Source organism: Enterobacteriaceae endosymbiont of Donacia piscatrix (assembly GCF_012569525.1).
Lineage (GTDB): Bacteria > Pseudomonadota > Gammaproteobacteria > Enterobacterales > Enterobacteriaceae.
This window is the reverse complement of sequence record NZ_CP046200.1, coordinates 343,568-353,282: the sequence shown is the minus strand read 5'-3', so window position 1 is coordinate 353,282 and position 9,715 is coordinate 343,568. Positions and strand designations below refer to the sequence as shown.

6 protein-coding genes, 5 tRNA genes and 2 rRNA genes are annotated in these 9,715 nt (G+C 27.7%); 8 read left to right on the top strand and 5 right to left on the bottom strand.

Going from position 1 to position 9,715, the window contains the following annotated elements; translation table 11 throughout:
- Nucleotides 1-157: 157 nt before the first annotated feature.
- The 8 genes from GJT96_RS01790 to crp all read left to right on the top strand — a co-directional run bounded on the left by GJT96_RS01790 (nucleotide 158) and on the right by crp (nucleotide 4,636).
- Nucleotides 158-229 (top strand) — tRNA-Glu (locus tag GJT96_RS01790).
- Between the two features lie 71 nt (nucleotides 230-300).
- Nucleotides 301-3,237, top strand: a 23S ribosomal RNA gene (locus GJT96_RS01785).
- 54 nt (nucleotides 3,238-3,291) lie between these two features.
- Nucleotides 3,292-3,407: ribosomal RNA gene (rrf, locus tag GJT96_RS01780) — 5S ribosomal RNA — on the top strand.
- 66 nt (nucleotides 3,408-3,473) lie between these two features.
- Nucleotides 3,474-3,546, top strand: a tRNA-Thr gene (locus tag GJT96_RS01775).
- A gap of 50 nt (nucleotides 3,547-3,596) precedes the next feature.
- A tRNA-Tyr gene (locus GJT96_RS01770) sits at nucleotides 3,597-3,678 on the top strand.
- A gap of 41 nt (nucleotides 3,679-3,719) precedes the next feature.
- A tRNA-Gly gene (locus GJT96_RS01765) sits at nucleotides 3,720-3,790 on the top strand.
- A 53-nt stretch (nucleotides 3,791-3,843) separates the two neighbouring features.
- Nucleotides 3,844-3,916 (top strand) — tRNA-Thr (locus GJT96_RS01760).
- Between the two features lie 90 nt (nucleotides 3,917-4,006).
- Nucleotides 4,007-4,636, top strand: a complete 630-nt coding sequence (gene crp / locus GJT96_RS01755) for a cAMP-activated global transcriptional regulator CRP (RefSeq protein WP_169780498.1) — start codon at nucleotides 4,007-4,009, stop codon at nucleotides 4,634-4,636.
- A 14-nt stretch (nucleotides 4,637-4,650) separates the two neighbouring features.
- Here crp and trpS read toward each other — a convergent pair whose 3' ends face one another.
- The 5 genes from trpS to htpG all read right to left on the bottom strand — a co-directional run.
- Nucleotides 4,651-5,652, bottom strand: a complete 1,002-nt coding sequence (gene trpS / locus GJT96_RS01750; RefSeq protein WP_169780497.1) for a tryptophan--tRNA ligase — start codon at nucleotides 5,650-5,652, stop codon at nucleotides 4,651-4,653.
- Between the two features lie 32 nt (nucleotides 5,653-5,684).
- Nucleotides 5,685-6,347: a ribulose-phosphate 3-epimerase gene (rpe, locus tag GJT96_RS01745; protein ID WP_169780496.1), complete on the bottom strand. Its 663-nt coding sequence runs from the start codon at nucleotides 6,345-6,347 to the stop codon at nucleotides 5,685-5,687.
- Between the two features lie 45 nt (nucleotides 6,348-6,392).
- Nucleotides 6,393-7,490 carry a 3-dehydroquinate synthase gene (gene aroB, locus GJT96_RS01740; RefSeq protein ID WP_169780495.1) on the bottom strand — a complete coding sequence of 366 codons (1,098 nt, stop codon included), beginning with the start codon at nucleotides 7,488-7,490 and terminating at the stop codon, nucleotides 6,393-6,395.
- A gap of 38 nt (nucleotides 7,491-7,528) precedes the next feature.
- Entirely contained in the window at nucleotides 7,529-8,056 is a 528-nt protein-coding gene (gene aroK, locus GJT96_RS01735) for a shikimate kinase AroK (protein WP_169780494.1), read from the bottom strand.
- Between the two features lie 234 nt (nucleotides 8,057-8,290).
- Nucleotides 8,291-9,715 (bottom strand): molecular chaperone HtpG (gene htpG, locus GJT96_RS01730; protein ID WP_169780493.1); only part of this gene is annotated, 1,425 nt, incomplete at its 5' end.

Genomic DNA, 9,715 nt, shown 5'->3' with positions numbered 1-9,715 from the left:
ACCACTTTATGATTCATAACTGGGGTGAAGTCGTAACAAGGTAACCGTAGGGGAACCTGTGGTTGGATCACCTCCTTTATTATAAAAAATCCTAAAATGAGAATGTCCACACATATTTTCTGATATTTATTTAATTAATAATAAGTAGATTTTATCAGTCCCTTTCGTCTAGAGGTTAGGACATCGCTCTTTCACGGCGGTAACAGGGGTTCAAATCCCCTAAGGGGCAATTGTTTTTTAAAATTAGGTTTTATTATATAAAATTATAAATTTAAATATTTAGACGATTGTGGGTTGTAAGGTTAAGTAAATAAGCGTATATGATGGATGCCTTGGCAGTCAGAGGCGATGAAGGACGTGTAAATCTGCGAAAAGCATCGATAAGCTGATATAAAGCGTTATTAGTCGGTGATTTCCGAATGGGGAAACCTAATATATGTAATTATATATTATCGTAATTTGAATACATAGAATTACGAAGTAAACCAGGAGAACTGAAACATCTAAGTATCCTGAGGAAAAAAAATCAATAGAGATTTCCTTAGTAGTGGCGAGCGAACAGGAAAAAGCCCGAGATATATTTTACTTATTATATTAGTAGAAATAACTGGAAAGTTATACGACACAAGGTGATAGTCCTGTATATTAAAATATAATAATTATAATCTCAACGAGTAGAACGAGACACGAGTAATCTTGTTTGAATATAGGGGGATCATCCTCTAAGGCTAAATACTACTGACTGACCGATAGTGAACTAGTACCGTGAGGGAAAGGTGAAAAGAACCCCGGTTAGGGGAGTGAAATAGAACCTGAAATCATATACGTACAAGCAGTAGGAGCACTTTAAAAAGTGTGACTGCGTACCTTTTGTATAATGGGTCAGCGAGTTATATTTTGTAGCAAGGTTAACTGTATAAGGAAGCCGTAGGGAAACCGAGTCTTAAAAGGGCGTTTTTAGTTGCAAGATATAGACCCGAAACCCGGTGATCTAACCATGAGCAGGTTGAAGGTTTGGTAATTCTTACTGGAGGACCGAACCGACTAATGTTGAAAAATTAGCGGATGACTTGTGGTTAGGGGTGAAAGGCCAATCAAACCGGGAGATAGCTGGTTCTCCCCGAAAGCTATTTAGGTAGCGCCTCGTGTAATTCATATTCGGGGGTAGAGCTCTGTTTCGGTTAGGGAATCTACCAGATTTACCAATCCGATGCAAACTACGAATACCGAATTTATGTTATCACGGGAGACACACAACGGGTGCTAACGTCCGTTGTGAAGAGGGAAACAACCCAGATCGCTAGCTAAGGTCCCTAAGTTATAATTAAGTGGGAAACGAAGTGGAAAGGCATAAACAGCCAGGATGTTGGCTTAGAAGCAGCCATCATTTAAAGAAAGCGTAATAGCTCACTGGTCTAGTCGTTCTGCGCGGAAGATGTAACGGGGCTAAATTATACACCGAAGCTGCGACAATAAAAAGAATATTATTTTATTGGGTAGGGGAGCGTTCTGTAAATTGCTGAAGGTAAATTGTAAAATTTATTGGAGATATCAGAAGTGCGAATGCTGACATGAGTAACGATAAAATAGGTGAAAAACCTATTCGCCGAAAGACTAAAGTTTCCTATCCAACGATAATCGGGGTAGGGTAAGTCGATTCCTAAGATGAGGCTGAAAAGCGTAGTTGATGGATAACAGGTTAATATTCCTGTACTCATTATTATTGTGAAGGGGGGACGAAGAAGGTTAAATTATCCAAGTGATGGTTGTCTTGGTTTAAGCATGTAGATGAATTATCTAGGAAAATCCGGGTAATTATTAACATTGAGGTGTAATGACGAAATACTTTATTGTATTGAAGTAATTGATACCATACTTACAAGAAAATCCTCTAAACTTAAATAATATTGAATCGTACTATAAACCGACACAGGTAGTCAGGTAGAGAATACTAAGGCGCTTGAGAGAACTCAGGTGAAGGAACTAGGCAAAATAGTGCCGTAACTTCGGGAGAAGGCACACTGATTGTTGGTAAGAAAATTTACTTTTTAAGCTAATATCAGTCTAAGATAACGGCTGACTGCAACTGTTTATTAAAAACACAGCACTGTGCAAACACGTAAGTGGACGTATACGGTGTGACGCCTGCCCGGTGCCGGAAGGTTAATTGATAGGGTTATTATTTTATAAGAAGCTCTTGATCGAAGCCCCGGTAAACGGCGGCCGTAACTATAACGGTCCTAAGGTAGCGAAATTCCTTGTCGGGTAAGTTCCGACCTGCACGAATGGCGTAATGATGGTCAGACTGTCTCCACCTGAGACTCAGTGAAATTGAAATTGCTGTGAAGATGCAGTGTACCCGCGGCAAGACGGAAAGACCCCGTGAACCTTTACTATAGCTTGATATTGAATAATAAATATTAATGTGTAGGATAGGTGGGAGATAATGAAATATTAACGCTAGTTAATATGGAATCAACCTTGAAATACCACCCTTTAATATTTATTATTCTAACCTAAATCCGTAATCCGGATTAGAGACAATGTCTGGTAGGTAGTTTGACTGGGGCGGTCTCCTCCTAAAGAGTAACGGAGGAGTACTAAGGTCAGCTAATCACGGTCGGAAATCGTGAGGTTAGTGCAAAGGTATAAGCTGGCTTAACTGTAAGAATGACAATTCGAACAGATGCGAAAGCAGGTCTTAGTGATCCGATGGTTCTGTATGATAAGGCCATCGCTCAACGAATAAAAGGTACTCCGGGGATAACAGGCTAATACCGCCCAAGAGTTCGTATCGACGGCGGTGTTTGGCACCTCGATGTCGGCTCATCACATCCTGGGGCTGAAGTAGGTCCCAAGGGTATGGCTGTTCGCCATTTAAAGTGGTACGCGAGCTGGGTTTAGAACGTCGTGAGACAGTTCGGTCCCTATCTGCCGTGGGCGTTGGAAGATTGAAAGGATTTACTCCTAGTACGAGAGGACCGGAGTGAACGTATCTATGGTGTTCGGGTTGTCATGCCAATGGCATTGCCCGGTAGCTAAATACGGAAAAGATAAGCGCTGAAAGCATATAAGCGCGAAACTTACCTTAAGATTAATCTTCCCATGATTTTTATTAATTATTTATAAAAATCTCTTAAGGGACGTTAAAGACTATGACGTTGATAGGCTAGATGTGTAAGCATAGTAATATGTTAAGCTAACTAGTACTAATAAACACCCGTGAGTCTTAACCTTACAACACCAGAATCGTTTAATTATTAAATTATTGAATAATATTTATGAAAAAGTCCTGGTATAAATAACGCAATGGTACCACCTGAATCCATTCCGAACTCAGAAGTGAAATATTGTAGTGCCGATGGTAGTGTGAGGTTTCCTCATGTAAGAGTAGGTAAATACCAGGATGAAAATTAAAATTTTCTTTTTTTTTAAAATTATTATTTATAAAATATTTAGATAAATAAAAATATGCCGGCTTAGCTCAGATGGTAGAGCAACTGACTTGTAATCAGTAGGTCACCAGTTCGATTCCGGTAGCCGGCATTATTGTATATTTTAGTTATGTATTTCACAAATTTTATTAATATAAAAAAGGTGGGATACCCAAGTGGTTAACGGGAACAGACTGTAAATCTGTCGTCATAGACTTCGAAGGTTCGAATCCTTCTCCCACCAAAATATTTCTATAAAATTGTGATATTATAGTTTAATGTATAGCAGACATAGTATAATGGTATTATTTTAGCCTTCCAAGCTAAAAATACGGGTTCGATTCCCGTTGTCTGCTTAATAAATTTACAAAGAAAATAATATAAATGATATTTATATTATTTTTAGCTAGCTGATATAGCTTAGTAGGTAGAGCACATTCTTGGTAAGAATGAAGGTCTCAGTTCAATTCTGAGTATCAGCATATATAAATATTTGTATATAATTTAAAAAAATAAAACGAAAATTTTTTATTAATTTTATAAAATATAAGATAGTAGAAGGATAATTACTAATGTTTTTTAAATTACAAAAAGATTCTACTTTAAAATGGTTTCTTTCTTATTGTAATATTAATAAATACCCAGCTAAAATGGTTTTGATAAAACAAGGAGATATTTCTAAAAACTTATATTATATATTAAAAGGAAGTATTGTTGTTTCTATTAAAAATAGAAATGGTAAAGAAATAATACTTAATTATTTAAATTCAGGTAGTTTTATTGGTGAAAATAGAATTTTTAATAATTCTTATAAAGAAATTACATTAGTTAAATTAAGAACAGATTGTGAGTTAGCAAAAATTTCACATAAAGATTTTTTTAATTTGATTAAAATTAATAATGATATTGTTATAAAAATTACTTCCCAAATTGTAGACAAATTACAAATTACATTTAAAAAAATTAGTAATTTAGTTTTTTTAGATGTTACTCATCGAATTTCTAAAACATTACTAAATTTAGCTAAATCTCCAGATGCTATTACTCACCCAGATGGGATGCAAATAAAAATAACTAGACAAGAAATAAGTAAAATAGTTGGTTGTTCAAGAGAAACTGTAGGACGTACACTTAAAGTTTTGAAAAATCGTAATTTAATTTATGTTCATGGTAAAACAATTGTTGTATATGGAACAAGGTAATTTATTTTAGTTTATTAAATATCTAATCCAATAATGTTATGTACTTTTTTTAAAGTAATTTTAGCGTATTTTTCAGCTTTTTTTGCTCCATCAATTATAATATTTTTTAAATATATTTTATTTCTTCTATAAAAAAAAAATTTTTCTCTTAGTTTATTTAGAAATAAACATAAGTTGTTAATAACTACTTCTTTTAAATCATAATAATTCTTATTAAGAAAATTATATTCTAATTCTTTTATAGAAATTTGAGTTATATTAGATAATATAATAAGTAAATTAGAAATTCCTGGTTTATTTTTTAAATCAAATTTTATATTAGGAGGATTATCAGAATCAGTAATTGCATGTTTAATTTTTTCTCTAATTGTTAAATCATTATCAAATAATGTAATTATATTATTTTTATTATCATCAGATTTAGACATTTTTTTTAGAGGAGATAACAACGACATTATACATGAACCATAATTTTTATGTAATTTTTTTTTAGGAATTGTAAATATTTTTTTTCCATAAATATTATTAAATCTATATGCAATATCTTTAACTAATTCAATGTGTTGAATTTGATCTTTGCCCACTGGTACTTTATATGTTTGATATAATAATATATCTGCTGCCATTAATATAGGATAACTAAATAATCCAACATTAATATTTTGATTTAAATAAATTTTTTCCTTAAATTGTGTCATACGTTTTACTACACCAAAATTAGCAAAACAATTTAAAATCCAATTTAATTGAGTATGTTGAGAAACATGAGATTGTACAAAAATAATACTTTTTTTTGGATCAACACCAGACGCTAAACATATAGATAAAACATCTAATATATTATTACTTAAAATATTTTTTTTTCGATAAATAGTTAAAGCATGTAAATCAGCTATACAATAAATACAAAAATATTTTTTTTGTAATTTTTTCCACTGACTTAACGCTCCAATATAATTTCCAATAGTTAATAAACCAGTTGGCTGAATACCACTAAATATTATTTTTTTTTTCATAATTATATAAAATTTATTTTTAATTTTAAAAATTAAGTATTTAATTTTAATTTAATATTTTTAATAGTCTCATAATATGAAAATGAATGTTTAAATATAGCTGAACCCATTACAAGAATATCTGCCCCAGCAATAACAATTTTTTTTATATTATTAATATTAACACCACCATCTACTTCTAGTAAAATCTTTTTTTTTTTAATAATTTGTTTAACTTTAATAATTTTATCATAAATATGATTTAAAAATTTTTGTCCTTCAAAACCAGGATTAACAGACATAATTAGAATTATATCTAATTTATCAAAAAGATAATCTAAATAACATAAAGAAGTTGAAGGATTTAAAGCTAAACCAGCTTTACATCCATAATTTTTTATCAAAGAAATACTTTTATCTAAATGATAAGAACTTTCAGGATGTAAAGTAATAATATCGGCACCTAATTTTGCAAATTTAATTATTAAATCATCTACTGGTTTTGTCATTAAATGTACATCTATTATACATTTAATTCCATAATCTCTTAAAGATTTTAAGACTAAAGGTCCAATAGTTAAATTAGGTACATAATGATTATCCATAACATCAAAATGTATAATATCTACTCCTGCTTTAAGCACATCTTTAATTTCTTTTCCTAAATATGCAAAATTAGCAGATAAAATAGATGCAGCAATTAAAATATTTTTCATTTTACAAATAAAATTATAAATAAAATTTAGTTATATATTAATTATTTAAAATAATAAATTTTTATTATTATTAATGCTATTAATAATAACTTTTTCAGAAATATTTTTATATATAAAAACTTTACCAATTTTAATTGGTAAAATAATATTAATTTGTTTTTTTTTAATTTTTTTATCTCTATAAATATGTTTTAAAAATTTATATGTATTTATATTTGATGGTAATTTTACAGGTAATTTACATTTTTTTAATAAATTAACAATTCTTGTTATATCTGAATTGTTCAACAAATTTAATTCTTTAGATGTTAAAGCTGCAATAACAATACCAACAGCTACTGCTTCACCATGTAACCATTTACCATATCCTAATTCTGCTTCTATCGCATGTGCATAAGTATGACCTAAATTTAATAATTTTCTTTGATTATTTTCATATTCATCTTTATAAATAATTCTAATTTTTAATTTACAACATTTATTAATACAATAAAATATTTTATCTTTATTTAAATTAAATAGATCATTTATGTTTATTTCTAACCAAGAAAAAAAATTTTTATCAAAAATAATACTATATTTTATAACTTCGGCTATTCCAGCTGAAAATTCTCTTTTAGACAAGGTATATAAACAACTTAAATTAATTATTACAATATTAGGTTGATAAAAACTACCAATCATATTTTTTCCTAAATCATGGTTTACAGCTGTTTTACCTCCAATAGAAGAATCTACCTGTGATAATAAAGTAGTAGGTATTTGTATATATTTTACACCTCTTTGATAAACAGAAGCAGCAAATCCAGTAATATCTCCTATAACTCCTCCTCCTAAAGCAACTAAAGTTGTATCTCTATTATGTAAATTTTTAAGTAATGTTGTAAAAATCATATTTACAGTAACTAATGTTTTATATTTTTCCCCATCAGGGAGAATAATATGATCAATTTTAAGACCTATATTTTTAAATAAATTAAATATTTTTTCAAAATATAAAGAAAAGATTTTTTTATTAGTAACAATCATGATACTATCACCTTTCTTAAGAAATGAAAAAAATATTTTTTTATCAAATAAATTAAAATTTATAATAATAGGATAATTATTTTTTTTTGTTGAAACTAAAATAGTTTTTTCCATATATAATATTATCTTTTTCATTTAAAAAAATTATATAATTAATTTTTTTCTAACAAATTAATGAGTTGATTAGCAACAACCTTAGCACTTTGTTCATCTGTTTTAATTATAATATCAGCTATTTCATTATATAAATAATTTCTTTTTTTAGCTAAATCTTTTAAAATTTCTTTAGCTAATTTATTTTGTTTATTTTTTAATAAAGGACGTTTTTTATCTCTTTTAGTTCGACTTAACTGTTTTTCTATAGTAGTTTTAAGATATACAACAATCCCTCTAGAAGAAAGAATTTTTCTAGTTTCTTTAGATTGTATAGAACCCCCACCTGTAGCTAATATAATTCCTTGTTTTTTGGTAATTTCATCAATAATTTTCTTTTCACGTTTTCTAAAACCTTCTTCTCCTTCTACATCAAATACCCAATTTATATCTGCACCTGTACGACGTTCAATTTCTTGATCTGAATCAAAAAAATCCATTTTTAATAAATTTGATAGATGACGACCAATTGTACTTTTTCCTGCTCCCATAGGGCCTATTAAAAATATGTTTCTTTTTTTTGTCATTTTTTTATTAATAATTTATTATAATTGTGAATAAAATTCTTATTTTTAAAAAAAAAACAAGACATACATTTTTATATATAATTTTTTATATTCTAAATATTTTAATTAAATCATAAAAGTATTTTTCAAAATAGTAAATAGTTTACTTTAACAAAATAACATTTTAAATATTAAAGCATTTTTTTAAAAAAAATAAGATAATTATAAAAAATAATTATCTTATCTATAAAAAATCTAAATTTTAGATAAAAATTTATTTATAAGATTAATAAATTTATTTGGATTCTCTAGATTACCTTTTTCTGCTAAAATAGCTTCATCTAATAATAGATTAATAAATTCAGAAAAATATTTTTCGTCTTTAATTATTAATATTTTTTTAATTAAAATATGATTTGGATTTAATTCAAAATTATATTTTATTTCTGGTATTTTTTGTCCTGCTGCTGCAAACAATTTTGCCATTTGTGTACTCATTTCATTTGAATCAGTAGTAACAATAGCAGGAGTATTAATTAACCTATTTGTTAATTTAACTTTTTTAATTTTATTACCTAATACATTTTGTATTTTTTGTAAAAAAGGTTTAAATTCTTCTTTTATTTTATCTTCTATAAAATTATTTTTATTTTCAATAAATTCATCTAATGAATTATCTTGTTTACTAATAGATTGAAATGTTTTTCCTTCAAATTCATTAATATAACTCATCATCCATTCATCAATATGATCTGTTAACAATAATACTTCTATTCCTTTTTGATAAAAAAATTCTAAATGAGGACTACTTTTAGCAGAAAGATAATTATCTGATGTTAAAAAATATATTTTTTTTTGTCCCTTTATCATTCTTTTAATATAGTCATCTAAAGATACATTTTGTTCAGAACTATTATTAAATGTGGAAGTAAAACGTAATAGCTTAATAATTATATTTTTATTTTTTATATCTTCTGCGGGACCTTCTTTAAGAATTAAACCATATTTTTTCCAAAAATCATTATATTTTTCTGATTTTTTAGTAAGTTTCATCAACATGTTAAGAACTTTTTTTGTTAATGTGATCTTTATATTATGAATAATACTATTTTTTTGTAAAATTTCTCTTGAAACATTTAAAGGTAAATCATTAGAATCTACTAAACCTCTTATAAAACGTAAATATTTAGGTAATAATTGTTCTGCATCTTCCATAATAAAAACTCTTTGTACATATAATTTTAATCCATTTTTATAATCACGATTACGAATATCCCATGGAATATTAAAAGGGATATATAATAAACTAATATATTCTTGTTTACCTTCTACATGATTATGACTCCAAATAATTGGATCAGTACTATCATATGTTAATTGTTTATAAAATTCTTTATATTCTTTTTCACTTATATCAGACTTATTACGTAACCAAAGAGCTTGTGCTTTATTAACTTGTTCCCAATAATATTTCTTTTTTTTTTCATCATACATTTCTATTTCTATAGGTAGAGAAATATGTTCTGAATATTTATTTATTATTGTTTTTATACGCCACACATCTAAAAATTCATCATATTTTGGACGTATATGTAATATAATTTCAGTTCCTCTAAATTCTTTATTAATATTAGCTATATGATAATTTCCTTCTCCTGTAGATTCCCAAAAAACACCTTC

Coding starts and splice junctions, on each gene's coding strand:
- crp (WP_169780498.1), top strand. CDS start 4,007: ATGTTTTTTAAATTACAAAAAGATTCTACTTTAAAATGGTTTCTTTCT.
- rpe (WP_169780496.1), bottom strand. CDS start 6,347: ATGAAAAATATTTTAATTGCTGCATCTATTTTATCTGCTAATTTTGCA.
- aroB (WP_169780495.1), bottom strand. CDS start 7,490: ATGGAAAAAACTATTTTAGTTTCAACAAAAAAAAATAATTATCCTATT.
- aroK (WP_169780494.1), bottom strand. CDS start 8,056: ATGACAAAAAAAAGAAACATATTTTTAATAGGCCCTATGGGAGCAGGA.
- trpS (WP_169780497.1), bottom strand. CDS start 5,652: ATGAAAAAAAAAATAATATTTAGTGGTATTCAGCCAACTGGTTTATTA.